Genomic DNA, 24,635 nt, shown 5'->3' on the forward strand with positions numbered 1-24,635 from the left:
CAGGAGCACACCCGTCACAGCCGGGAGCGGTGCGGTGCGCTTCGGCCCCGCGGTCCCGGACCGGCACAGCCGTGCCGGGCTCCGTGTGGGAGCCCGGCACGGGAAATGGTGTCGGATCAGGACCGCACCGCCTTGCCCTTGGGGTTCTCACCCCGCTGGTTGGCGATCCGGACGCCGATCGGGGTGTCCGCGTTCAGGGCGGTGATCTCGTAGGGACCGGTGACGGGCCTGGCGGGCAGCACATAGCCCTCGGGAACGTCGGTCTCCCGCAGGTAGTACGCGCCCGCGGGCAGATCACCGAAGACGCACACACCCGCGCGGTCCGTGGCGCAGCCGCCACCGATCCGGGTGTCCGCGGGGACGGTGCCTGCGGCCCTGGTCTGGAGGCCGGTCACCCCGTTCGTCTCCTCCCAGACCTCGAAGACGGCTCCTGGCAGCGCCCGGCCGTTCTTCGCGTCGGTCTTGTGGACCTTGATGGTGCCCTTGACCGGGGGGATCGTGACGGTCGCCGTGACAGGGCCGCTCACCACGGTGTTCCCGGCCGGGTCCTCCCCGGCGGCCTGGGCGCGGTTGGTGACCTCGCCCTCGCGGCCGTCCGCCTCGGTGAGGACGTACGCGCCGGTGCAGGTCGTCACGGCGCCCGGCGCCAGGGTCGTCGCCGCGCAGACGACGGACGTGATGTGGTCGTCCGTCACCCGTACCCCGGTCAGGGTCCGGGTGCCGCTGTTGGTGACGGTGTACGCGTACTCGACGGTGTCACCGACCCGGTGGGGGCCGGGGCTGGTCACCCGCTTGGTGACGGAGATCGCGGGCCCGCCGGCGATCGGCAGGGTCGCCTGGGCCGGGGGTGAGGTGACGGTCCGGCCCGCCGCGGTACCCGTGGCGTTCGCGGTGTTGGTGACGGAACCGGCGTCGGCGTCCGCCTGGGTGACGGTGTACGTGCCCCGGCATTCGGTGCTGTCGCCGCTCTCGCCCTCCGGTTGCAGGGTGGTCGCGTCACAGGTGATGCCGGTGACCCGGTCGTCCGTCACCGTGACACCGGTCAGCGGGAGGCCCCCCGTGTTGCGGACCGTGTACCCGTACCCGACCTGGGTGCCCACGGTGTACGGGCCGGGGGTCGTGACCCGCTTCTCCAGCGAGATGCCCGGGGCGCGCGCGATCGGCACGGTCTCGTCGGACGGCGGCGAGCTGACCGGGGTACCACCCGAAGTGCCGCTCGCGACAGCGGTGTTGGTGATCGACCCCTGCGCCACATCCTGGGCGGTGACCACATACGTCGCCGTACAGGTGACGGTCTCGCCCACACCGAGCGTGGTGACCGGACAGCTCACCGGACCGACCTTCGGGTCGTTCACCACCAGTTGGGTGATCGGCGCGCCACCGGAGTTGGTGACCACGAAGTCGTACGGGACCTCGCTGCCCTCCTCCAGCAGACCGGGCAGCGGCTCACGGACCTGCTTCACCAGGTCCAGCGCGGGCAGCGGCCGTTCGGTGGCGATGGCGACATTGCGGATGAGGTGCACGTCGGTGAACAGCCCGGTCGACGCGGCGAAGCCGAACTTGTAGGTGTCGGGTACCGGTTCGGGCGCGGGGGTGGAGATGACCTGCTGGAAGCCCGCCCCGTCGTTGAAGTCCACCGCCACCGTCAGCACCGGGTTCGGCGCCGGGGTCAGATGGACGTTCACCCGGCGGCGCGACGGCTCCAGCGCGGTCTCGGCCTCTGCCGGGGTGGCACCGGGCGGCAGATCCGTCAGCGGCCCCTGGAGCGAACCGGGCAGGGTGGACGGCCAGGGCCCGTTCGTCGTGAAGTTGCTCGTGGTGGCGGTCAGGAAGCAGTACCCCTCGATACCGTCACCCGGACCCCGCACGGTCACCATGTTGGCGCCGGGGGCGGGAATCCGGAACGCGGTGCCCGCCGGTGAGCGCTGGGCGCAGCCGTTGCCGCGCTGCTCCCAGTCGCCGAAATAGTTGCCGAGGACATCCAGGCCGACACCGAGATATCCCCGGTCGACCCCGGGGACGAAGGAGTTGACGGGGTTGTCGTCGGGCAGCTTCTGCGCGTAGCCGAGGCTGCCGCCGAACGCGCCCGGATGGGTGAGCGAGGTGTCGCCGTCCACCAGGAAGAACGAGATGCCGTCGGCCGGGGTCGCCGGAGTGGTGCTGCCGTACTGCCACTGGTCGAAGGTGACGTCGAGCCCTTCGGCGGCGGGCAGCGCTTGGTCGTAGAGGACGGCACCCGACTGGTCGTTGGACGCGTCGGTGAGCTGGAGGTACCCGTGGGGCGCGCCGTCGGCCGGAGGGACCGGTCCGGTCCGCGCCGCCGGGCAGCCGCCGAGCGGGTGCCCGCCCGGCCCCGGCGCCGGGGCGGCCGGGGCCCCGGTGAGGCACGCCGAGCCCACCGCGACGAAGCCGGCGTCGGCTGTCGCGCCCGTGAACGTCTCCGCCACCAACGGGGTCCCGGCACGCGGGGCGGCGGCCTTGAGCGGGGCGGCCTTGAGCGATGCGGGCCTGAGCGGGGCGGCGGCGGTCTCGGGGAGGCCCGGGGTGACGGCCGACGGCAGACCCGGGGTGACGGCCGCCGGGAGGCCCGAGGCAGTGGCCGGTGCGTGGCCCGTGGCGGTGGCCGGTGGGGCGGCCGGGAGTACCGCTCCCAGCGCTCCGACCACCATCGCCACCACCAGACCTGCGGTTCTTCGTCCGCGGAGACCCGCGGACGCCTGTGCTTTGATCATGGTCACGATCCGTATCGCGGGCCGGTCCCGCCACCGAGGGCCCCGGCCCGAAGTCGCCGCGGGTCAGCCTCCTGCGCCGGGAAGCTCCCCCGTACAGCCGTGCCGTGACACGGTCCGCCCGGCCGGCGTCCCCTGGCCGTCCCCTGGCCGGACCGGCCCGGGGCCTCATGCCTGCGCGAGCAGCGGATCGTAGGCCTTGGAGCGCTCGCGACCCGACATGAAGGACAGGAAGTCCTTCACGAAGGCGCTCCGGGAGCAGGTGCCGCCGGTGTCGGCCAGGTCGCGGCCGAAGCCGGTGCGGAACAGTGCCCGGTACTCGTCCGCGTCGATGGACTGGTCGCCGTCGGTGTCGGTGGCGTCGAAGAGGACGTCCGCGACCCTGATCAGGGCGGGCCCGGCGAGCGTGGGTACGGCGGCGGCGTACTCCTCGGCGCTGACGCGGCCGTCGCCGTCGCTGTCGAGGGCCGTCTGGAGTTCCTTCCACCAGTCGGCGTAGGCGTTGTAGAGCCGGGTCTCCTCGGGTTCGTCCAGGTCGAGGCGGCCGGAGAGCTCGCGGGCCATGGCCGCGAGGTCGGGCCAGGTCAGACAGCCGTCACCGGTCTGGTCCAGCACCGCGTGGAAGAACTCCTCGGCGCCGCGCCGCGACCCGGCGCTGTCCGTGGACCCCGTGGACGGCGGCTCCGCGGGAAGTGGGGTGATCAGCCTGATCAGGGCTCCGGCCCGCTTGATCCCGTCGCGTACCGCCGTGACCGTCCTGGCGCGGGGGTCGTCGCTGTCGGGGGACAGAGTCAGCAGGCCGGCCACCGCTTCCGCCTGGATCCAGTCGTCGGGCAGGAAGCGTGCCAGGCCGATGGCCAGATAGGCGCTCTGGGTCAGTGTGCGGGCGCCGGGGAGTTCGGGCAGACCCGCGCGACGGCGGAAGGACTCCGGGAGTGACGCCACGGTGACCGCGCCGAGGACCGGTCCGGCGAGTGCCCGGCCGGCCGCCCAGACGGTGGGCAGCCCCTCCAGCACCGCCGGCGCGGGGAGATGGTCGAACAGCTTGTAGAGGATGATGCGCAGCGCCTCGGTGTTCTCCAGCTCCTCCTCGACCACGCGGTCGTAGTACGGCCAGAACTCCTGGAGCGTGGGCGGCAGATGACCGGCCTGGTCCCCGAGGACCGCGAGGAACGCCTGGAACTCGGCGTACAGGCCCTCCATGGTGCTCTGGTCGAGGGGCTGACCGCTGAGCCGGTACATGGTGACGGCGCTCTCGTACATCGTCGCCACCACCCAGGCCCGGACCTGGGGGTCCATCGCGTCGTACGGCTGATCGCGCGCGTCGGTGCCGCTCAACCGCGCGTGCATCCGGTTCAGGCGTGCCGCCTCCCGCTGCCGCACCTCGTCGTCGGCGCCGAACATCCGCTGCATGCTCAGGAGGGTGTTCCGGAGCCGCCGCCAGGGGTGCGCGACGAAGGTGGAGCTGTCGATCAGGGCGGCACCGATCTGCGGATGCGCGGCCTCCAGCACGGTGGCGCGGAGCATGGCCAGTGCCCAGCGGGGGTCGTTGAAGAACTGACGGAACCGCGCTCCCGGGTCGAACGCGGGATCGGCGTCGGCGGGCGGGAGCGGCTGCCCGGGCCCGTGGCCGGCGGTGGCCTCCGGCTCGCCGCTGTCGGGATGGGGGCCGGAGGCGCTGGGCACGCTGCTGGTCACGATCGGGGGGCTCCGTTCACGTCCGGTGCGACGCCGCCGAACCGGCGGTCGCGCTGCTGGTAGGTGTGCACGCACTCCACGAAGTGCGCCGCGCGGAAGTCGGGCCAGAGCACCGGCGGGAAGACCCATTCGGCGTAGGCGACCTGCCACAGCATGAAGTTGGAGATGCGCTGCTCCCCCGAGGTGCGGATGACGAGATCCACGTCGGGTGTGTCGGGGAAGGGCAGATGGGCGGCGAAGCTCTGTTCGGACACGGCGTCGGCCGCCACACCGCTGCGGATGAGCGACCGGGCCGCCTCGACGATGTCCCCGCGCCCCCCGTGGTCGAACGCCACGGTCAGCGTCATGCCCCGGTTGGCCCCGGTCAGCGTCATCAGGTCGTCGAAGTCCCGCGCCAACGGGGCCGGTATCCGCGCATCCGACCCGCCGAGGATGCGGCAGCGGATGCCCCGGGCGTGGAGCAGCGGCGCGTGTTTGCGCACCACACGGCGCACCAGGTGCATCAGGAAGTCGACCTCGCTGCCCGGGCGCCGCCAGTTCTCCGTGGAGAACGCGTAGAGGCTCAGCCACTCCACACCGGCGGACCGGGCCGCCTCGATGACGTCGATCACCGTCGTCTCCGCCGCGCGGTGGCCCGACGTACGTGGCAGGGACCGCTGCGCAGCCCACCGGCCGTTGCCGTCCATCACGCAGGCGACATGACGCGGCACGCTCCTGTGCCGCCCGCCCGCCGGACGGGGTGCCCCGGCCCCGGCCGGTGCCCAGGCCGGGACTCCGGTGTCCTCTTCGATCCGCATGTGTCCCCCTCCCGTCGTCGCCGCGCGAACGGTCCGCGGTGGCACCGGCCCCCGGAACCCGGCGCCCGAACATGCCCCTCCCCCGGGACCGCCCTGAGCGTCGGACAGCAGACTGCCGGGCTCCCTCACGGCGCACATAGGACTTCCCGCCTATTCACTCCTACGGGTTGTTCGGCATACCGGCGGTCGGTGATCGGCGTAGTGGTTGTCCGGTGTGCGACGCGGCGGCGCGCACCGCACACGGCCCAGCGCGTATACCCCCGCGCAACCGCCGGACGGGGAGCACTCGGAGCCGACCTCCAGCTCTGCTGCCACCGGATCGGGTCGCCGGGCTCCCGGACGAGGCCGGGCTCGTCGTGACCTCGCGCCTGGTGGAGGGACCCGCCGAGGGTGCCACGAGGAGCGTCGCCGCGTTCGTCGCCCGGAAGGCGGAACGGCCGTGACTCGCTTTCCGTGACGCTGCGGCGGGTGGGCCCGGCAGACGTTCTATGTCGCGCGCGCAAGCTCCAGCCCGACCTGGCGGTGCTGAGGGTCGACGTAGACGATCTTCACCGTGACCGGGTCCCCCACCGCGACGACCTCCTCAGGTGAGCCGACCGGCTCGTCGGTGAGGTCGGTCAGATGAAGAAGGCCCTCGATTCCCTCAGCGACGCGCACGAAGGCACCGAAAGGGACGAGCTTCACAATGCGGCCGGGGAGGACCTTGCCGACCTGGTCGGCGAACCCGAGAAGGGGATCTTCCTGCGGTGCCTTCAACGACACGGCCACTTGCCCCTGGCGCGTGTCCGCGTCGAGCACCTTCACGGTGACCCGTTGCCCCACCTCGACGGCGTCCGACGGATGATCGATGTGCGACCAGGACAGTTCGGGGCCCCGGATGAATCCCGTGCCGTCGTAGCCGGTGCGGTTCTCCGCAGGTTCGCCATCGAGGTTGACGAAGACGCCGAAGTTGTGGACGCCCGCCACCGTCCCGGTCATGATGTCGCCGCGCCGGATACCGACGAGGAAGGCCCGCAGTGCCTGGTCCTCACAGGCCCTGGCCGAGAGCAGGACACATTCCCTGCCCCGGTCGACCCCTATCACCTCGGCCTCGACCACTTGTCCGATGTCGACCAGTTCCGCCGGATCGTCCGCGCGACGCCATGACAGCTCGTGCCGGATGATGCGGCCCACCACCACTCCAGGCGGGGCCGTTGCCCCTTCAAGGTCCACGATGGCTTCCCGGCCTTCGAAGCCGGACACCGTTCCCCTCCTGACCTCGCCCGGCCGAACAGAGTTGAGGAAATTCTGCCGCACGGCGGTCGGCCCGGTTCCGGTCACGACCTCGACCCTACGCAATGCGGCTGCCGCCGCCCAGTGCCCGGCGGCAGGAAGCCCACTCCCCCGCGCCGCCGTCCGCTGCGGCCACCTCGCCGGTCCTCTGCCCGGCGCGGCCGGACCGGGGCCAGGACGCCGGACCGCGCAGCCACCTCATGGGCGACGCCACCCACGGTCACCGCAAGATCCCGAGCCGGGTTCCTCGTTCAGCGGGCCGGGAGCCCGGCTGCGCTGACCACTGCGGCCCGGCACTCGACCGGGCCGAGGCCGGAGCTGGGGCTGGAGCCGGGCCCGGGGCTGGGGCTGGGGCTGGGGCCAGAGCTGAAGCTGGGGCCAGGGCCGAAGCCGGCGTTGGCGTTGGGGGCTGTCGAGGGCTGTTCTCAGCGTTCGTGCCGGGGGCGTCTCGACCGCGTGCCCTGCTGCCGGTCTCCGGCCGCACTCCGTGCGGGGTCCAGGCGCTCGACCTTGGTCCAGCCGGTCCAGCCGCGCCGTTCCAGCAGCTCGATCAGACGACGCGCCGGTGGCGCGGCGTCGAACGCCAGGGTGTCCATCAGGGTGACGAACGGTGCCTCGATCTCGGCGTCGTCCACGTGGTCCTCGCCCTGTTCGTCGGCGAGCCGGTCGAGGTAGACGGCGAGCTCGTCGGCCAGTTCGGCCAGCCGTGGATCGTCGTCGGTCCGGTCAAGAGCCTGGCCCAGGGTGAGGTAGAAGTCGATGAGCTGCGGGTGGGCGAGCTGCTTCCGCTTGCGTGCCGTCCACTCGGCGACCCGCTCGGGTGAGTGCGCGGCCAGCGGAATCCAGCCGTCGCGTTCGACCTGGACGATCCGCTCGTCGACCCCGAGCGCCCGCAGCCGGTCGAGGAACCCGACCACCTCCGGAGGCAGCGCCAGGCCGTCCCCGGAGGCGAGGAGGGCGATCTGTTCGCGGTGCCGCCGACGCTCCCGGATCTCCGCGCGCAGCCGCTTGTCGATGTCCGCGACCGCCGCGGCGAACTCCTTCCCGCCAGCCTGGAGCAGCTCCGAGACGCGTGACAGCGGAACCCCTGCCTGGGCGAGGGTCCGGATTCTGATCAGCTCGACCACCGCGTCGGCGCTGTACCGCCGATAGCCGGAGTGGTCCCGCTCCGGCTCCAGCAGCAGCCCCTTGGCGTGATAGTGCCTCACCGCGCGCACGGTGACCCCGGCGTACGACGCCAGCTCGCCGATGGTCAGCATCGGACCAGTCTCCTACGACCGCTCAGGAAGCGGGCGCGGCCGACGGGTGGTGCGCGCGGCGGATGATCTCCGCGATCCGAGGAGCGTGTGTGAAGACCAGCTGGTGGCCGGTGTCGAGCCAGGACGTGGCAATGTGCGGCTGCTCGCGGACGAGCCGCTCGACGCCGCTGCGCCAGAGCTGGTTGTGCCGCGGCGCACGGCCTTCGGTGCTGTCACCGGCGATGGCGGTGGACATGATCATGTTGATGGGGCGGTCGATCTCCCGGTACCGGTCGAGGATTTTGGACCGCACCTCGTCGATCTCCTGACCCAGGGCGAAGATGTCCCGCGCGGTGAGCAGGACCTGACGCGCGGTGCCCTTGGCCCGCTCGGCGCTTCGCGCCTGATCCCGCGCCATGGCGCGGAACTCCGCCAGGTCGATGTCCGTGATGAACGGTTCGGGCAACGGGTTCGCCCCGTCGATGAGGACGAGCCCGGCGACGGCACCGGGCCGCTCGGCGGCATGGCGCACAGCCAGATCCGCGCCCAGCGAGTACCCCACGAGCACGGGCGCCGCAGCCGGGTCGTGGCGTTCCAGCTCATCGAGTACGGCGACGAGATCGCTCAGGAACGCGTCGAAGGAGTACCGGTCGGCTCCCGAGGCGAGGCCGTGGCCCCGGAGGTCGAAGGTGACCACGTCGTAGTCGCGTCGAAGGAGTTCGGCGAGCTCGCTCAGGTCCGCCTGGGTCGAGTTCAGTCCGGGGCACAGGACCAGCGGTCGTCCCCGGCCGCCGCGGGACACCGGGATCGTCACGCCGTCGTGGTGGACCGTGAAGTGCCGCATCGCCCCGTCGCCTCCGCCGGTCCGGTGGCCCCCGTCGTCACCGCCGGTCCGGTGGCCCCCGTCGTCACCGGTCCGCGTCGAGGTGCTCGCCGGTGGGCAAGGCCCCTGGCCGGCTCCGGGGGCCAACTCGTGCTCGTCGTACGGTTCACGCGGTCCCGTGACCTCGGTCGCGGCAGTTCTTGTCGTCATGCCGACCATGCTGCGCGGTTGCCCCTGCGTCAGGGTCAACCGCGGCGCCGCGTGGCCCGCGCACCGGCCGGGCGTCCGCCGCCACGAGGAGCGTGACATCCGCAACGGAGCCGTTCGGGACCGGTGTGTTGGCCTGTTAGTCGCTGGCACGGGCCCGGTCGGGCTGGCGACACTGGATGTAGGGAGCCCCCGCCCGGTCCGCTCCTCCCGGATGCCGTCGCGTGCCGCCCGTGCCGAGGAGGCGGGACCGGAAGCCGTGGCGCACCACCGCACCGCCTTCGGCCGTAACTCTCTACGGTTTGTCGAGTCCTTTGCATGGCGACGCACGTCAGAAGGGCCTTCCATGACTGCCGAACCGAGCAGCACCACCACGAGTGCCGACTGGGGCAAAGCGAACTTCGGCGACATCTACGACTGCCCCGACCCCCGCCCGTACTTCGCGACGCTGCGCCCGCTGGGGTACCAGATACCCCACCACGGCCAGGCCGCCTTCCGGGCACTGACCGAGGCACTGCGCCGGCTGCGCCCCGACCGGACGCCACCTGCCGTGGTGGACCTGTGCTGTTCCTACGGGATCAACGCGGCGCTCCTGAACCACCGGGTGACCCTGGCCGAGCTGTACACCCGGTACGCCACACCCCGCATCGCCGCCCTGTCGGCCCGGCAGCTCGCGGCCGAGGACCGGGCCTTCTTCACGGCGCGCCGTACCCCGGAAGCCGTTTCGGTGACGGGAATCGACGCGGCGGCCCACGCCGCCGGATACGCCCGCGAAGCGGGCCTGCTCGACGACGCCTTCGCGGAGAACCTCGAAGTCACCGGGCCGAGCCCCGCCTTGCGCGACGCACTGGCGGACACGGACCTCATCACCGTGACCGGCGGCATCGGCTACGTCCGTACCAGGACGTTCGCCCGGCTCCTCGACTGTGTGGCGGCCCCGCCCTGGGTCGCGGCGTTCGTGCTGCGGACGGTGCCCTACGAGCCGATCGCCGAGCTGCTCGCCGGTTCGGGCCTGGTGACGGAGAAGCTGACCGGCCGCACCTTCCGGCAGCGCCGCTTCGCCGACGACGCGGAACGGCAGGCGGCGTTCGACGCCCTGGCCGCGACCGGGCTGCCCACGGCGGACAAGGAGGAGGACGGCTACTACCACGCCGACCTGTATCTGTCCCGGCCCGCCGCCGACATCGCCGCACTGCCTCTGGCCCGTCTGCTGTGACCCGGGCCGCGGCCGGCGCACCCGCACGGCCGACGGGAACACCCCTGCCGACGCGGCCCCTTGGGCCCGTGGACCGGGTGCCGTCCGCCCGCCGGGTGCCGCCGCCGGCCGTCAGCGCTGGGTCACGTCCCCGCCCGCGTTGTGAATCATGCGCTGGAGAACCTTGAGGGTGATCAGGTACTCCTCGTCCGGGATGTCCGCGTGCACATGCTCGCGACTGGTCCGCTGGGTCTCGGCGGCGCGCCGGTGCAGTGCCCTGCCCTCGTCGGTGATCCGCAGCCGTCCCTCCGCGTCCGGGACGAGCAGCGTCCGCTCCACCAGGAGATCGATGTCGGGGGCCAGACCGGCCCCGACGTCGAGGTTGGCCTGGAGCGCGCTGATCAACTCGTCCCGGGTCACACCGTGCTCGCTGTGCAGGGCCTGGTGCAGCACCCACCACTGCGGCTGGGTGATCCCGATCGCCGCGAGCCGCCCCCTGACGTACGCCATGAGCGTCTTGTTCGCCGCCCAGGTCCAGTATCCGACCGGCTGGCCCACCAGTTCCCCGTCCTCGTGCGAGTACTCCACCACTCCGCCTTCCGCTCCGGCCGCTTCGCTTCGCCATGCGCCCTGGGCACCAGACCGCACCAGGCTTCGGGCTCCGGAGGTCGACCGGGGCCAGTTCCGCCACAGCGACCGTAGGACCTCGACTACGGTTCAGGTCAAGGGTGAAGGAACTTACTTCGCCCGCGGGTCCGCTCCGCGATCCAGCCCGCCATGGCCCGTACGCCGATGCCGATGGCACGCTCGTCCGGGGCGAAGTCGGGAAAGTGCGGGTAACTCGTGGTAACAGGCGCGCCGGGCGCGCGGACGCCGAGGAAGGTGAACGTACCGGGGAGTCGGTCCAGGTAGAGGGCGAAGTCCTCGCCGCTGAAGGGTGGGAAGGCGGCATGGAGCCGGATGACGGCGTCCCGACCGCGGGTGCGGCGCAGATACCGGGCGAGCGCGCGGCCGTCGCGCTCCGGGCAGACCATCGCCGGGAACGGCCCGGCGGGGAAGCTCACCCGGGCCCCGGGGAACGACGCGGCCAGTCGGCGGATGTCTTCTCGGACGTCCAGGTACCGGTCCTCGGGCCAACAGCGGTAGGACACGCTCACCCCGGCCTCCTGTGCGCGGGCCTGTACGGTCACGAACCGGGCCAGCGGCCCGTCGGGCGTGCGGGCGTCGGCGACCAGTCGCTCAAGGTCCGCGGGAGTGCGCGGCAAGGGCACCGTCGCGAGCCCGCCGATCTGTTCGGCCAGTCGTCGCGCCGTACCGGGCGCGTCCGGCCCAGGGACGGTCACCTCCGCCTTGTCCTGGCCCGGCATCCCGAATCCCGGGGTCACGGCGAACCGGCCGACGGGGAACGGCCCGCAGTGCAGCGCGTGGATCTCCTTCGTACCGGTGCGCTCCAGCACGCCCGCGTCGATCAGCGCACGGGCTCCGGACAGGGTCTCCTCGGCGGGCTGGAAGAGGAACACCGCCGTTCCGTCCAGCCGGCGCCGCAACCGCGACAGGACCCGTGCGACACCCAGTGCGATGACGGTGTGGACGTCGTGCCCGCAGAGATGGGCCACCGACGGGCCGCCACCGATGATGTCCCTGGCCGGTACCGCGTCCATGTCCGCCCGGTACGCGACGGTCCGGCCCGGACGCGCCCCCCGCAGGACGCCGACGACACCGTGGCCGCCGACCCCGGTGGTCACGTCGAGCCCGGCCGCCCGCAGCTCGCGGGCCACCACACCGGCGGTACGCCGCTCCTGCCCCGGCGCCTCGGGATGCCGGTGGAGGTCCCGCCGCAGCGCGATCAGCCCCCGCTCCAGACGTGCCGCCTCGGCGTCCACCGCCCCTTGGCCCACCGGCCGGGTCCGCCCGGCGGCGACGGCGCCCCCCTCGGCTCCCCAGACCGTCCCGACACCAGCAGCCCCGGCACCGGCCAGCAGCGTTCGGCGCGGAAGGCCGCGCTCCACGGGACGTTCCACTGTTCCCCCTCGTGATCCTTCGGTCGGCCTTCCGCGGCACGCCGCGGACGGCGGCTACGCCCTCACCACGTGGCGGACGGCGGCTCCGCCCTCACATGGACGAACCGTCATCGCCGGACGAACGGAGGCCCGGACGCCCAACGATGGCCGTACGAAACGCCGTTGCCCATCCGGCGGGCCACAACTCGGAGGTGGGGGAAACCCCCTCATGGGGCCCTGCCGACGCGGTCCGGTCGGACGGCCTGACGTACGCGTCGGGCAGTCCGGCGCCGACGGGACGTCAGTCGGTGCTGGAAGCCGCGCCGGTGGTGGAGCGGGGTCCCTGGCGACTCAGCCGGAAGGGCAGTACGTACCAGCACAGGACGAACCAGATCATCACCACCGCGGCGATGATTGTGGCCACCGTCCCGGACAGCACGACGTGGAGGATGAGGAGCAGGGTGCATCCGATGGTCAGGGCCAGCAGCACCAGCCCGCACATCACCAGGCGGGCGGCGTAGCTGACGACCTCGTCCTTCATGCTCTGGCCGGAGAGGAACCGGTGGATCGACACGGGTGCGATCAGGGCCGCGGTGGCGGACGCTCCGAGCGCCACCGTCACCACGTACAGCACCTTGCTGGGCTCCTCCAGCTCACGGAAGGTCTGGGTGAAGGCCACACTCAGCAGGAATCCGAACAGGATCTGGACGCCGGTCTGCGCGACGCGGGTCTCCTGGAGTATCTCGTTCCACCGCCGGTTCACCCGCTCCCGCGGGCTCTCCTCGGATCCCTGGCTCCCGGCTGCGGGATGTCTCCCGCAGCAAGAACTTTCATGGTCCGTCGTGGCTGTACCGGACCCGTCCGTCGTCGTCATCCGAGTTCCCTCCCCTGGGTGTCCCAGCCCGGGTACCCCCATCCGACGTGGACATGCCCTGGACACACCGGCCCCGGCCCGGCTCATGGCGACGGCGGCCGCATCGCGGCCACCGGACTCGCCGGGCTCGCCGGACTGATCGGGTCCACCGGCCTCGCCGCCCGGAGCGACGGCTGACACGGGACGGACATGGATCACGTCACGGGATCACCTCACCGGATCGCACCGGCTGCCGGTCGCACCGGCGGAAGGGTCCGACGGAACGCCGCGAACCACGCCGGGCCGCTCCGTCAGAGGAGAACCGTGAGAACTGTTCAGGACTGGGCCGTGAGCAGGATCGCGTGGAGGACCAGGACGGCGGTACCGACCGCGATCCCGGCCTTCGCCATGGCCGTGTGCTGAGGCTCCGTGCCTCGCATGGCCAAGTATCCCGTCAGGATGGCGAGCGGCCCCAGAATCAGGCTGAAGAAGAAGAATCCGAGGATTCCGAGGGCCAGGCTGAGAACCGCGAGACCCTGGACATGGGAAGGTGCGCTGATATCGGACATGCTCTTGGAGGCGTGCACGATCTGACTCCTATCGTCGATCCGTGGTGCACTCTTCTCATCCCTGCGGGTACCCCCTCCCGCCGACGACATGCCCGGGAATTCCCGGGTCCCGCGCTCCCGGGTCCCTGTCCCCCGGCTTTCGTGCTCCCGTGCTCCCGGAGACAAGGCGTCATCACTCCGAGGACAGTGTGGTGTCCGGCACCCGCCACGCCGCGATCACGAAGGCGAGCAGCGCCACGACTGCCCCGGTGAGGAAGACCGCCTGCATCGCGCTGACATAGCCGTCGAGGAAGGGCTGTGCGACCTGGGTGTCGACAGTGCGAAGAAAGGCCGAGTCCTCCAGGTTGAGACCGCCGTCGGGCCGCAGGACCCCTTCCAGCGCACCGGCGTTCGCGGGCTCGGCCTCCAGTTGGCGGAACGACGGTTCCTCACGGGCCTCGGCCAGCCCTTCGCCGATACGCGGGCCGGCCAGCGAGAAGAGGATCGAGAAGAACATGGCGGTGCCCACCGTGCCGCCGTTCGAGCGGAAGAAGTTGACCGACGCGGTCGCCGCGCCCATGTCCCCCGGGGGGACGTCGGACTGGGCCAGCGTGGTGATCGTCTGCATCGCCGCGCCGAGTCCCGCTCCCACGAACAGCATGCCGATGGAGACGTACCAGAGCGGGCTGTCCTCCCTCAGCGTCGCGAACACCGCCATGCCCGCGGTGAGCGAGCCGATGCCCGCCACCAGGTGCACCTTGAACTTCCCCGTCCGGGACATCATCCGGCCGACCGCGATGGTCGCCACCACGTTCGCCACCACGATGGGCAGGGAGGCGAGACCCGCGTTGACGGGAGTCATGCCCTGGGCGAGTTGCAGGTACAGGGGAAGCAGCGCCATCGCGCCGAACATCGGGATACCGACGACGAAGTGCAGGGCCGCCCCCAGGCGGAACGCCTTGATGCGGAACAGCCGCAGCGGCAGCAGGGCGGCGTCCCCCATCCGCCGCTCGACCAGGACGAAGACGAGCAGACCTGCGAGGCCGACCGCGCACAGGGTCAGCGCCCGGGGGGAGCCCCAGCCCCAGCCGCGTCCCTGCTCGGCGACGAGGAGCAGCGGGACGATACCGACCGCCAGCGCCACCGCCCCGCCGCGGTCCAGCCGGTGCCGCACCGGCTTGTGCGGTATGCGAAGGACGCGCAGGATCACGACGACGGCCAGGGCCGCCAGCGGCACGTTGATCAGGAAGATCCAGCGCCAGCCGTCGAGCCCGAGAAGCGTGGAGCGTTCCGCGAACACTCCCCCGACCAACGGCCCGGCTACGCTGGAACCGGCGAAGACCGCCGTGATGTAGCCCTGGTAGCGGCCGCGTTCACGCGGCGAGGTGATGTCGGCGATGATCGTCATCGCGAGCGACATCAGTCCGCCGCCGCCGATTCCCTGCACCGCCCGGAAGGCCGCGAGCTGGTGGATGGACGTGGCGAATCCGCACAGCAGCGACCCGACGGCGAACAGGACGATCGCCCACAGATAGACGGGCCGCCGGCCGTGGATGTCGGAGAGCTTCCCGTACAGCGGGGTGGCGATGGTGCCCGCCACGAGGTAGGCGGTGGTCACCCAGGCCTGGGCGGTCAGCCCGTGGAGGTCGTCGGCGATGGTGCGCAGCGCCGACGAGACGACCATCTGGTCGAGCGCGGCGAGGAACATGCCGAGCATGAGGCCGGAGAGAACGGTGACGATCTGCCGGTGCGTCAGCCGGGCCGGAGCGGCCTGCTCGCTCTGCGGGCCGCTCTTCGCGTCGCGTGGGGTCGCGTCCGGGGCGGCCGGGCCGTCTCCCCGGCTCACGCGGTGGTGCCCGGACGTATGGCGCCGGACGGCTGTGCGCCGCACCAGCCCTTCGACGGTGCCGAGTACACCGTCGGAACCGAGAGCACCGTCGTAACCGGCAGTCGGCGTGGACGGCCACGGCGGGCGGCGCGGTTCACGCCCGTCGGGTCGGGCAGCCGGTACGGGCGGCCGAGGTGCACGGCACGGTTCACGGCGTCAGGGATCATGGAGGGTGGGGACATCCTTGGCAACCTTCTCTGCCGCACGTGCTTGCACCGTGCTGTCGGACCACTGAAATGGGACTGGTGAACCCGGGTTGCTGAACCCGGGTTGCTGAACCGGGTTGCTGAACCCGGGTTGCTGAACCCGGGTTGCTGAACAGGGGGTTGAACAGGGGGTTCCGCAGCCGCCCGGCCGCCCGGTACGGGGGCCCGGTACGGGGTCCGGGCAGCCGCGGAACGGACGCGTCACCCGACGAGCTTCTCCAGGTCGGCGACAGCGCTCTCGATCTCCGGCAGTGCCAGCATCGACATACGGGCCCGACGGGCCCGCGCGGCGATGGCGCTGTCCGCCAGCACCTCGCGGCAGGTACCGGTGATGGCGCCCGGTGTGGATTCGGTGACCTTCCGGCCGAGGCCGAGTTCCTGGATACGCTGCGCGTTCTTGTGCTGGTCCCCGAACTGGGGCAGCACCGCCACGGGTGTGGCCGTGCGCAGCGCCTCCCGGATGCTGTTGAACCCTCCATGGGTCAGGAAGAGGTCCACGGCCTCCAGCAGCAGCGGCTGCGGCAGCCGCTCGGCGACGTGCACATGCGACGGCAGGCCGTCGGTGTCCACCGGGATGCCCATGGTCGCGACGATGGCAGTGCAGTCGTCGAGACGTGACACCGCCTCGATGATCGTCCGCAGCGAGTCGTTCGGGTCCGGCATCCGGAAGGGCATCTCGGGCATCTCCTCGCTGCCCTGCCTCTCCTGGAACATGGGGAGCGCGGTGCCCAGGGCGGCGAACACCAGGGGGCGGTCCGTGGGCAGTTCCGCGACCCATCGCGGCAGCACGGAACCCCGGTCCACGTTCACCGTCTGCCGGTACGACCACGACGCCGGCAGATACTTGGAGAAGGAGAGCTCCGGCGGCACGTAGTCGATGCGGCCGCGCGGGACGACGGACAGGGGGTCCTCATGGGTGGGCAGCCCGAGTTCCTCCCGCAGGACGTTCAGATGCGGAAGCAGGTCGGCCGGGTCGAGGGAGTTGCTGGTCCCTGACGGGGTGGGCAGCTGGGGGATGCCGAGCTTCTCACCCATCAGCACACTGGCGAGGTCCATGCCGTCGCGGAGGATCAGGTCCGGCTGGAAGTCCTGTGCCACGGGGAGCAGGGAGCCGAGGAGTTCACGTGCCATGCCGCCGGCCACCGACCGGGACATGACCTGCAAGGTCAGATCGTTCCGTTCCTTCTCGTCCAGATCCGTCCGCCCGGCGATCTCCACCAGCTCGGGCATCACATCGGCGCCCGGCATGACGTCGTCGATGGGGGTCGTCACCCGGACGTCGTCGTGCTCGAAGACCGAGCCGATGGGCGGGGTGGTGGCCGCGAGCACCTCATGGCCCGCGGCGGCGAGCGCCCTGGCGAGCGGCAGTTGGGCGCGCCCGTGCGAGGGGCTGCCGAGGGTGGTGAACAGTATGCGCACGAATGATGCCTTTCCGATGGGCTCTGCTGGCGCGAAGTCCGTTCGGGGCCGCCGCGGAAGGTCACCGCCTGCGCCGGGCCCGGCGGCGGGCAGGTGCCGACTGAACCGCGACGTCGCCCCGGAGCAGGGCTCCCTTGACGGTGGCCGTACCGTCAACCGCCTTCGTCGCACGCTCCATTGGCCCGGCGAGAGGCCGGCGGGGCGGGCGGGAAGGAGCCGGACGCCGTTGTCCGGCTGTACGCAGCCGGGGGGAGCCTGCGATTCCCTGCCGCAAATGAATAATTGTGGTCGACTCACGGGCAGGTCAACGGTTGATTTCATCGTGCGATGAATTTTGGACAGCTGAAAGCCGTACCCGCAGGACGTGCGGTATGAGGCATACGGAGGCAGGGCGGAGGAACAGGCCGGGCGGGTCGGCGCAGGGAGAAAATGCCCTTCGTTTGCCCATGAACGCGATACGGCGGGCACCCGCACCGCTTCTGCGGGCTATGGCACCCCGTATACCGCACGGTACAGCCGCGACGGCACCACGGCGTGCGGCATCACCGGGAGCGCGGGCCCTGAAGAGCCCCTGACACACGGCGACTTCGGCTCAAAAGAAGCACTCGTCACAGCGGCGTCGTGACTCCCAGGAGCGGCCCCGAGCTTCTCCACGAGGACGGTGGCGAGGACATCGGGATCACTGGATTCACCCCGCGGCCCCGGCGCCCCGCTCGCTCGCTCGCCCCACGGGATACGTGACCTGCGTGATGACTGCGGGGGACCTGACGTTCAGCTCGCCGGAATCACCGGTGAGCTCTTTCTCACCGCGCAGAGCTGTGCCGACATCCGCGATGTCCGTGCAGAAAGCGACACCGCGCTTCGTCGGCCCTTTCGCGGCGGCGAAGGAAGACCGGTGGGGACGCGAGGTATTCGGCGCGGCCCGTTCGGCACCGACCGCCGGTAGCCCACTCCCTATTCGGCACACATCAAAAGACCCGGTCTCCCTGAAGGAGACCGGGTCTTGATCGAGCGCTGGGCAGGCCTTGCACCTACATCCCCCCACGGGAAGTGGGGTGTCTTTCCTTGGACCACCAACGCATGTCCCGCCACCGCTTGTCACGGCGGCGAACACACATGAAGCATATCGCATGATGAACGCGCCCCCGCACGAACAGCCCACCGTCCCGCACCGGGAGAAGCGCCCCCTCTCGCCGCTACGGCCATCCGGACACCATCCGCGGTCCGCACCGTTACGCCTTGGAGCGCGTACGGGAACGGGGCGGTCACGGGCGCCAGTACAGCGCGGGGTCCGGGCGATCGGTGAATCCGAGCTCCCGGTAGAGGGGCGCGCCCTGGTCCCCGGACGGCAGCGTTACTGTGGCCGGCGTTGCGCCAACCGTGACGCCGTACGTCGGCACCGCGCGCGAGCCGTCCCCTGACCCGACTCCCGACTCCCGACTCCCGACTCCCGACTCCCGACTCCCGACTCCCGGAAGGATCATCAGCATGTCCGAGGCCCGTCCACCGCTGCCGCCGTTCGACGCCGACAGCGCCATCGCCAAGGTCCAGGCCGCCGAGGACGCGTGGAACACCCGCGATCCGCACAAGGTCGCCCTCGCCTACTCCGAGGATTCCGTCTGGCGGAACCGGGACGTCTTCCTCACGGGCCGCGAGCAGATCATCACCTTCCTCACCGCCAAGTGGGAACGCGAACTCGACTACGTACTGCGCAAGAGCCTGTGGTCGTTCGGCGGGAACCGGATCGCCGTCCGGTTCCAGTACGAATGGCACGACACCGAGGACCAGTGGTACCGCAGCTACGGCAATGAGTTGTGGGAGTTCGACGAGCGCGGACTCATGACCCGCCGCGAGGCCAGCATCAACGACACGGTCATCGCCGAGTCCGACCGGCGCTACTCGGGCCCCAGGCCCGAGCATGAGCGCGGCCCCGGACACGGCATCCCTCTGCGGTAGGCCCCCGCCCGGCCGGCGTGGGCCACGCTGCGATGCTGGCGTCATGTCGAGCACAGAAGACCGCCCGGAGCCCGTCAGCCCGGACGCCACCACGGCGATCGCACGGCCACTGCTCACCCAGTGGTGGCTGGACCTCGCCTTCGTCCACTGGGCCGTGGACCCGGACCGCGTGGCGGGACTGCTGCCGGCCGGGACCGTGCCCGACACGTTCCAGGGGACCACGTACGTCGGCCTCGTGGCCTTCCGGATGCACCGGGTCGGCTGGTTCCGGCTGCCGGGTGTCCCCTACTTCGGCGCCTTCCCGGAAACGAACGTGCGCCTCTACTCGGTCGACGCCGAGGGGAGGCGCGGCGTGGTGTTCCGCTCGATGGACGCCGCCCGGCTCGTACCGGTGGTCATGGGGCGGGCCGGGTTCCGGCTGCCGTACATGTGGTCCCGTATGTCCGTTCGCGCCGAAGGTGACACCGTCGCCTACACCACGTCCCGGCGCTGGCCCGCGCCGCGCGGCGTCAGCAGCCGGGTCGTCATACGCAAGGGCGGACGCGTCGGCGAGCCGACAGAACTCGAACACTTCCTCACCGCCCGGTGGGGCATGCACAACGCCTTCCCTCGCGGCGTCGCCTATCTGCCCAACGACCACCCGCGCTGGCCGCTGTACCGGGCGGAACTCCTGGAATGCCAGGACGGACTCGTCGCGGCGGCGGGGCTGCCGCCGCGGCACGCGGAGCCGGTCAGCGTCCTGTACTCACCGGGAGTCCCGGTCCGTCTCGGCGCGCCCGCGCACCGGAGCGGGGGCCGGGCCCGGGCTCGGTGAACAGCCGGGCGCGGCAGTGGAGTCGGCGCGGACGCCGTCCGCCGGACTGCACCAGCACGGGTGGGGCACGGTCCGGGCGGCGAGGGTGCGATCAGGTGCGGAAGGGGCCGGTCACCTCGTAGGTGATGCCGCCGGACGACGAACCGCTCGTGCCGCGCTGGCTGGAGAAGTACAGCCGTGAGCCGTCCGGTGAGAAGGCCGGTCCGGTGATCTCCGACGACGACTGGCCGTCGATCCGCAGGAAGGGCGCGACCGTCCCGGCCGGTGTGATCACACAGATGTCCATGGTGCCGCCGTCCTCGGCGACGAACAGGTCACCGGACGAGGAGCCGGTGACGTTGTCGACCCCGGTCAGTGGAGCGCCCCCGCTGACCAGCGAGTCGTCGTAGGCCAGTTCGTAGGTGTCGCTCGTGAGGTTCAGCTGCCAGACCCGGTTGTCGCCCTTGGTGGTGAACCAGACCTTGTCGTCGGCGTAGTGGCAGCCCTCGCCTCCGTCGAACCTCTTCGCACCCGGCACCTGGTCGCGGGTCACGGTCGGTGAGCCGCCGGGGTCCGGGACGTCCGCCCAGCCGAAGCTGCCGGAGACGGCGGCTCCGGCGGTGAGCACCTGGAGCCTGCCGGAGGACAGGTCGCCCCAGGTGGTGGGGAGGAAACGGTAGAGGCAGCCGTTCGACTCGTCCTCGGTCAGATAGACCGCCTCGCGCACGGGGTCGGCCGCGGCGGCCTCGTGCTTGAACCGGCCCATCGCGTCGCGCCGTACGGCCGGGGCCGTGCCCCAGGGGTCCGCTTCATGGACGTAGCCCCGGCTCACCTCCTCGCAGGACAGCCAGGTGTTCCACGGCTTCCTCCCGCCCGCGCAGTTCTGCCGGGTGTCCGACAGGATGCGGTACGCGCCGGTGATCGCCCCCGTCGGGGCGAACCGCAGCGCACCGGCTCCGCCCGGGGTGACCTCCGCGTTGGAGACATAGATCCATCCCGTGCCGTCGGCGTAGCACGCGCCGCCGTCGGGCGCGTCGTGCCAGGTGTACGGGGTGGAGCCGACCTTCTGGCCGGAACGGGCGACGACCCGGCTGGTGAACCCGCCCGGCAGGGCGATGCCGTTGGCGTCGGCCGGCCGCAGCGTGCCGTACGGGCCCGGGCCGGGCCGCGCGGGATCGGCGAGCGCCGCACCGCGCCACAGGGAGCCGCCGAACGCCGCTGTCGAGGTACCGATGACCGCCGTGCGGAGGAAGGTGCGACGTTCCATGAATCACTCCAGGGGGCTGGTGACCGGCCCGGACCACCGGTCGACGGGGCGGGATCGCACGACCAGGGAACATACGCGTCGCCCATGGCCGCGGGGCCAACGCCGGATGTCGCGTGCCGGTCGGGCACGGGCATGGCCGTCTGCGGCCGGGCGCCCGGTACGGAGTAGGCCATACCGGTGCAACGAGCCGGGGCTCCCTGGGGTGACGCCCGGCCGGCCCGCCGGGGGACATCCCGGGGTCGGACCGGGTCGGACCGGGTCCGCCGGTCCGACCCGGTCCACGCCGACGGCCGGGGCAGCGGCGGGATGTCTACGCCTGCGGATACTCCTGGCAGGCGGACCGGATCTCCCGCAGAAGTGCCGGATAGTCCTCGCCGTAGGTGACCACGGCCGCGAACACCGAATCGAGGGCGGCCCGGAGCGGGTCGGACCCGGCGGCACCGAACAGGGCGGGGACGGCCATGTGCGGCTGGGACATGCGGGGCGGCCGGACGGGCCGGCCGACCGTGGTCAGCGCGTACATCGTCGCTCCGGTGGGCGACGGGTAGTCCGGATGCGCCACCATCGCCGCGGGGCCCACGAGATGCACCACCGGCGAGGGCTGTGAGACCGGGGCGTCCACGCCGTCCCGGGCGGGTGGCTCGAAGGGAGGCCGCTCGGGCGGGACAGCCTCGGCCACGGTCCTGTCGGGGAAGCGCGGGTCGGACTCCAGAACCCGCCACGCACGGTCCGGGTCGTTGAAGGGCGGCGGCAGTGGACGCCCTTCGGCGAGGTCCGTGAGTGCGGCGGCGACCGGGTCCAGCGCGGTCAGTCCGGCCGCTTCGCACGCGCGGCGCGCCGCCAGCACGGCCACCTGACGCTGGGTTGCGGAGCCCGCGGCGTCGAGAGCGTGGACAAGGGCCGGGTCGAAGCGGAGCAGACCGCGCACATTGCCGCCGACGGCGCTGAGCGCCGGGCTCGGCAACTTCCCTCCCCATTTCCACAGTTCGTAGGCGAGCTTTTGCCGCCTCTCTGCTTCTGCTTCCGCGAGCCGGGCGAGGCGCGCGGCTTCGGCACGTTCGGCCGGGGTCGGCGGGGGCGGCTGCTCCTGGGCGTAGTCGTGCCAGTAGGCGGCGACCTCCGAGGTCTGCTTCAGGACGCGGTCCGGACCGGGCGGTGCCGGCCAGAACTGCAACAGATAGCGGTCCAGTTCGGCCTCCTCGGGGAACCGGGTGTCGTGCTGCTTCCCCTCGTCCATGCGTGTGGCGCAGTACCGGACCCGGTGGTCGATCTCGTCCAGGCCCAGGTCCCAGGAGCCCCCGCCTCCCCACTCCACGAGTGCGGTGCTGGTGGAGGCGGGCCGGAAGGAGACCTCCACGATCTCCTCCCACCCGTCGTCCAGCGGCGGGGCCTGGTCGTGCACCTCCACGGTGAAGACGACACTGCCGGTGTGCAGGCCGGTGATCAGCCACAGCAGACCGGGGGTCGCCGCCCCGCACAACCCGTTGCGTTGTCCGCCGAGCGCTTCCGCGAGTTCCGGGAAAACGCCGTCCGGATCGCTCTCGACATAGATCTGACTGTAATGAACCTCAACATTGCCCTCGACCGGCCTGCGCACCACGACCCCCACTCGCTCCCGGGAACGGACCACGCCAAGCAGCTTAGGGACGACCACTGACATCGCCGGGTCGCCGGATCACCAGGTCGATGGACCGACCCACCGAAGGACCGAAGGGGGCATGAGCGCACGGGCCACTCGCCGTGCCGGCCAATGCCGATGCCGGTGGGGTGGGGTGGGGTGGACGGGGTCCACCGGGGGCGGGTTGAACGGGCACGTGGGCGGACGCGATGGCTCAGCGTCAGCCGCTCGCGCAACGGCGGCCGAAGGCGCGGCTCACCAGGTGCACCCGGCTCGCAGGTCGTGGATGCTGTCGGCGAGTTCGGCCGGGTGGGACGGCCAGCCCGTCGTGTGCCAGTGGGTGATCCGCCAGGCGAGCCGCCGCGGCCAGACGGGGGTGACGGGCAGTTGGCGGACCGGGATCCACACGGGGGTGCCGCCGTGGTTGTCGAGTGTTTCGCGGGCGCCGAGCTCTCCTTCGGCTTCCAGGAGGAAGTAGTGCTCGCGGCGTCGTTCCTTCCAGACCCGGGCCACTTCCCGGACCACGTCCCCGCTCAGGCCGGACTCCTCCCGCAGTTCGCGGACCACCGCGCGGTGCAAGGGTTCACCGTCCTCAACCCCGCCGCCGGGTATCTCGTAGAACGGCTGTCCGTCCTCCTCGAAGCCGATGAGCAGGATGTGCTCGTCGCGGATCACCACCGCACCGGCCCGGACCCGCACCGGTTCGTCGGCCGCCGGGTCGACCCAGGGAACCGGCCGTCGCACCGGACCGCGTGTCGTCCAGTCCCTCAGGACCGTCTCGGCGGTGCCTACCGGCCGGATACGTGCGTGGCGTGCCTCGGCCAGGGTCAGCGAGCGCCAGGTGCCGTCCGGCGCCTGGTCGTGGCGGGGGAAGCGGTACGTCCCGGCCTCGTCCGGGTCCTTCGCGAGGACGAGGCCGGTGCCGTCGAACAGGGGGTTGACCGTGAGGGGGACGTCAGCCATCCGGGAAGGTTAGCGGCCTGGTGCGCGAGCTTCGGCGAGCAGGTGCGGCGGCGTGGAATGCGCCCCGCCCGCTGTCCCGCCGCCTCGCTGTGCCGCTGTCCCGCTGTCCCGCTGTCCCGCTGTCCCGCCCCGGGTCGTACACCGTCGGTGTGCGTCCGGGGCGGGCATGGGTCGGATCAGGTCACGTCAGGCCAGGTCAGGACGACCGGGCCGTCAGGGGTTGCAGGAGCAGGGAGAGGACGCGGTGACGCGGACATCGTCGATGACGGGTCCGTACGCACCGGGAAGGGTGCTGGCGAACCCGAGGGTCGTCGTCGGCGCGTTTGCCACGAACGTGACCTGCCGTTGCACATAGCCCATCGCGGCGCGCGTCTTCCCGGTGGAGTCGAAGGAGAAGTCCTGGAAGTTCTGCCCGTCGACCAGGACCTTGCCGGTCTTCACCGCGGCACCGCCCTCCGGGTTCGCCGCCAGCGCGTAGGTGACCGTGTACGTACGTCCCACCACGGTGGTGAAGGTCTGTGCGACCGCGCCCGGCTGGGTGGCGTTGAGGTCGACGGACTGGTCGCCCTCGGCGGCCTGCCAGAACCCGGCGCCGATCAGGTCCACCCCGCCGGCGCTCACCTTCCACGGCCCGATCGACTGCCCGGCGGTGACGGTCGTGAACGAGTTCGCCGGCGCGGTGGGGTACTCGAAGCTGCCGTCGTCGAACCGGCTCACGGCCACCGCCGACGGAGCGGCCGATGCCATCCCCGGACCGGTCGCGAGAAGTCCTGCCGCGGCGACGGCGACGACCAAGTAGCGTGCGACTGCCATGTCTGCCTCCTGAAGTAGGGGGTTCCGTGTCCAGCGGCATCAGCATTCCGGCAGGCCGGAAGGGGTGAGAAGGCTTGCGCCCCGGCGCGCGGGGGTGCCGGGCAAGGGCGCGTGGTCCGCGGGCGCACCACCGCACTCCAACAAGCTGATTGGGGCGGCACGGGTGGCCCACGGAGGCATCGTGGGGCCTCCCGTACATGGTTCGGGGGCGCCCCGGGGCGGGCGACCCCGAGCGAGGTACCGGTGTCCGGCGCGTGTGTGAAGGCGCGCGCCCCAAGCCCCGGACCACCCGATCCGCCCAGGGTCCGCCCGGCCCCGCACACCGACAGCACGTGGTCCTGACGCAGCCGCC

The 24,635-nt window shown here is 71.7% G+C and carries 20 protein-coding genes; 4 read left to right on the plus strand and 16 right to left on the minus strand.

Annotated features, from left to right (window positions below; genetic code table 11):
- Positions 1 to 116: 116 nt before the first annotated feature.
- The 6 genes from AB852_RS14845 to AB852_RS14870 all read right to left on the minus strand — a co-directional run bounded on the left by AB852_RS14845 (position 117) and on the right by AB852_RS14870 (position 8,767).
- Positions 117 to 2,732 (minus strand): DUF7507 domain-containing protein, encoded by a 2,616-nt coding sequence (locus tag AB852_RS14845; RefSeq protein WP_143201233.1) that lies wholly within the window; start codon positions 2,730 to 2,732, stop codon positions 117 to 119.
- Positions 2,733 to 2,897: 165 nt separating this feature from the next.
- A complete protein-coding gene (locus tag AB852_RS14850; RefSeq protein WP_245876784.1) occupies positions 2,898 to 4,427 on the minus strand; it encodes an oxygenase MpaB family protein in 1,530 nt (509 codons plus the stop codon).
- Positions 4,424 to 5,224 carry a polyprenyl diphosphate synthase gene (gene uppS / locus AB852_RS14855; RefSeq protein ID WP_073788181.1) on the minus strand — a complete coding sequence of 267 codons (801 nt, stop codon included), beginning with the start codon at positions 5,222 to 5,224 and terminating at the stop codon, positions 4,424 to 4,426. Before uppS ends, AB852_RS14850 begins: the two co-directional genes overlap by 4 nt.
- 486 nt (positions 5,225 to 5,710) lie before the next feature.
- On the minus strand, positions 5,711 to 6,544 hold the full coding sequence (locus AB852_RS14860) for a S1 RNA-binding domain-containing protein (protein WP_107499242.1): 834 nt from the start codon (positions 6,542 to 6,544) through the stop codon (positions 5,711 to 5,713).
- 377 nt (positions 6,545 to 6,921) lie between these two features.
- Positions 6,922 to 7,755, minus strand: a complete 834-nt coding sequence (locus AB852_RS14865; protein WP_073788183.1) for a MerR family transcriptional regulator — start codon at positions 7,753 to 7,755, stop codon at positions 6,922 to 6,924.
- Between the two features lie 22 nt (positions 7,756 to 7,777).
- Positions 7,778 to 8,767 (minus strand): alpha/beta fold hydrolase, encoded by a 990-nt coding sequence (locus tag AB852_RS14870; protein WP_245876785.1) that lies wholly within the window; start codon positions 8,765 to 8,767, stop codon positions 7,778 to 7,780.
- 343 nt (positions 8,768 to 9,110) lie between these two features.
- On the opposite strand from AB852_RS14870, the gene AB852_RS14875 reads away from it, so the two are divergent.
- Positions 9,111 to 9,980, plus strand: coding sequence for a hypothetical protein (locus tag AB852_RS14875; protein WP_073788187.1), 870 nt, complete (start codon positions 9,111 to 9,113; stop codon positions 9,978 to 9,980).
- 111 nt (positions 9,981 to 10,091) lie between these two features.
- Here AB852_RS14875 and AB852_RS14880 read toward each other — a convergent pair whose 3' ends face one another.
- The 3 genes from AB852_RS14880 to AB852_RS14890 form a co-directional block, all read right to left on the minus strand.
- Positions 10,092 to 10,547, minus strand: a complete 456-nt coding sequence (locus AB852_RS14880; protein WP_073789133.1) for a MarR family winged helix-turn-helix transcriptional regulator — start codon at positions 10,545 to 10,547, stop codon at positions 10,092 to 10,094.
- Positions 10,548 to 10,681: 134 nt separating this feature from the next.
- Complete coding sequence (locus AB852_RS14885; RefSeq protein ID WP_245876786.1) at positions 10,682 to 11,980, minus strand: M20 metallopeptidase family protein; 1,299 nt, start codon at positions 11,978 to 11,980, stop codon at positions 10,682 to 10,684.
- Between the two features lie 280 nt (positions 11,981 to 12,260).
- Positions 12,261 to 12,833 carry a DUF6328 family protein gene (locus AB852_RS14890; protein ID WP_073788189.1) on the minus strand — a complete coding sequence of 191 codons (573 nt, stop codon included), beginning with the start codon at positions 12,831 to 12,833 and terminating at the stop codon, positions 12,261 to 12,263.
- Between the two features lie 18 nt (positions 12,834 to 12,851).
- On the opposite strand from AB852_RS14890, the gene AB852_RS39760 reads away from it, so the two are divergent.
- A complete protein-coding gene (locus AB852_RS39760; protein WP_178391022.1) occupies positions 12,852 to 13,010 on the plus strand; it encodes a hypothetical protein in 159 nt (52 codons plus the stop codon).
- A 137-nt stretch (positions 13,011 to 13,147) separates the two neighbouring features.
- Here AB852_RS39760 and AB852_RS14895 read toward each other — a convergent pair whose 3' ends face one another.
- From AB852_RS14895 to AB852_RS14905, 3 genes are all read right to left on the minus strand, one after another.
- The gene (locus AB852_RS14895; protein ID WP_245876787.1) at positions 13,148 to 13,399 is read right to left on the minus strand and encodes a DUF4190 domain-containing protein; all 252 of its coding nucleotides are present in this window, start codon (positions 13,397 to 13,399) and stop codon (positions 13,148 to 13,150) included.
- 154 nt (positions 13,400 to 13,553) lie between these two features.
- Positions 13,554 to 15,206, minus strand: coding sequence for an MDR family MFS transporter (locus tag AB852_RS14900; RefSeq protein WP_079184699.1), 1,653 nt, complete (start codon positions 15,204 to 15,206; stop codon positions 13,554 to 13,556).
- Between the two features lie 449 nt (positions 15,207 to 15,655).
- On the minus strand, positions 15,656 to 16,873 hold the full coding sequence (locus AB852_RS14905; RefSeq protein WP_073788191.1) for a glycosyltransferase: 1,218 nt from the start codon (positions 16,871 to 16,873) through the stop codon (positions 15,656 to 15,658).
- Between the two features lie 1,488 nt (positions 16,874 to 18,361).
- Here AB852_RS14905 and AB852_RS14915 point away from each other — a divergent pair.
- Positions 18,362 to 18,829, plus strand: coding sequence for a nuclear transport factor 2 family protein (locus AB852_RS14915; RefSeq protein ID WP_073788195.1), 468 nt, complete (start codon positions 18,362 to 18,364; stop codon positions 18,827 to 18,829).
- Positions 18,830 to 18,872: 43 nt separating this feature from the next.
- Positions 18,873 to 19,643: a YqjF family protein gene (locus AB852_RS14920; RefSeq protein WP_073788197.1), complete on the plus strand. Its 771-nt coding sequence runs from the start codon at positions 18,873 to 18,875 to the stop codon at positions 19,641 to 19,643.
- 91 nt (positions 19,644 to 19,734) lie between these two features.
- Here AB852_RS14920 and AB852_RS14925 read toward each other — a convergent pair whose 3' ends face one another.
- The 4 genes from AB852_RS14925 to AB852_RS14940 all read right to left on the minus strand — a co-directional run bounded on the left by AB852_RS14925 (position 19,735) and on the right by AB852_RS14940 (position 24,283).
- Positions 19,735 to 20,889 (minus strand): alkaline phosphatase PhoX, encoded by a 1,155-nt coding sequence (locus AB852_RS14925; protein WP_073788199.1) that lies wholly within the window; start codon positions 20,887 to 20,889, stop codon positions 19,735 to 19,737.
- Positions 20,890 to 21,199: 310 nt separating this feature from the next.
- Complete coding sequence (locus AB852_RS40230) at positions 21,200 to 22,519, minus strand: hypothetical protein (RefSeq protein ID WP_245876788.1); 1,320 nt, start codon at positions 22,517 to 22,519, stop codon at positions 21,200 to 21,202.
- A gap of 243 nt (positions 22,520 to 22,762) precedes the next feature.
- Entirely contained in the window at positions 22,763 to 23,470 is a 708-nt protein-coding gene (locus AB852_RS14935; RefSeq protein ID WP_073788201.1) for an NUDIX domain-containing protein, read from the minus strand.
- Positions 23,471 to 23,683: 213 nt separating this feature from the next.
- Positions 23,684 to 24,283 carry a choice-of-anchor C family protein gene (locus AB852_RS14940; protein WP_073788204.1) on the minus strand — a complete coding sequence of 200 codons (600 nt, stop codon included), beginning with the start codon at positions 24,281 to 24,283 and terminating at the stop codon, positions 23,684 to 23,686.
- Positions 24,284 to 24,635: the final 352 nt, after the last annotated feature.

This window comes from Streptomyces uncialis (assembly GCF_001905345.1).
GTDB classification, from domain to species: domain Bacteria; phylum Actinomycetota; class Actinomycetes; order Streptomycetales; family Streptomycetaceae; genus Streptomyces; species Streptomyces uncialis.